The organism is Cetobacterium sp. ZWU0022 (assembly GCF_000800875.1).
Lineage (GTDB): Bacteria > Fusobacteriota > Fusobacteriia > Fusobacteriales > Fusobacteriaceae > Cetobacterium_A.
Genome location: NZ_JRJZ01000134.1, coordinates 1 through 892, shown reverse-complemented (window position 1 = coordinate 892; position 892 = coordinate 1). Strand labels below are relative to the sequence as shown.

At 37.1% G+C, this 892-nt stretch carries 1 pseudogene; it reads left to right on the top strand.

What is annotated here, in order from left to right:
- Positions 1-892 (top strand): annotated as a pseudogene (locus L988_RS10595) (putative basic amino acid antiporter YfcC); the annotation flags it as partial.

Sequence of the window (892 nt, the reverse complement as noted above, 5' to 3'; positions counted from 1 at the left end):
TCTTGGTGGAGCTGTATTTGGTATGGGAGAGGAAGCTATACCATTTGCTATGATTTTAATACCTATTGTTGTTGGTATGGGATATGATTCTATTACAGGTATCTTTATGTGTTACATCTCAACTCAAATTGGTTTTGCTACATCTTGGATGAATCCATTCAGTGTGGCTATAGCTCAAGGAGTTGCCGGAGTTCCAGTACTTTCAGGAGCTATGTTTAGAATAGCTATGTGGATATTCTTTACAACGTTTGGAATTGTTTACACTATGAACTATGCTAAAAAAGTTAAAGCCAATCCTGAATTATCAATCTCTTATGAGACTGACAAATTCTTTAGAGATGACTTTAAAGCGGATGAATCTGAAGATTTAGAGTTCAAGTTTGGTCATAAATTAGTATTTTTAACTATATTCTTAGGGATGTCTTGGATTGTTTGGGGAGTTGTATTACATGGTTACTATCTTCCTGAAATCGCTGCTCAATTCACAATTATGGGTATTATCTCTGGAATAATTGGAGTTATATTCAACCTAAATAACATGACTGTTAATGATATCGCTATATCTTTCAGAAAAGGAGCAGAGGAGCTAATCGGAGCTGCCTTAGTTGTTGGTATGGCAAAAGGAATCGTACTAGTTTTAGGTGGAGTAGATGCAGGAACACCTACAGTTTTAAACACAGTTCTTAACTCTGTAGCTGGAATTCTTAGTCACCTACACGCTTCTTTATCAGCGATAGCAATGTACTTCTTCCAATCTACATTCAACTTCTTCGTTGTATCTGGATCTGGTCAAGCTGCACTTACTATGCCAATCATGGCACCACTTGCTGACTTAGTTGGAGTTCCTAGACAAGTTGCTGTACTTGCTTTCCAATTGGGAGATGGATTTACA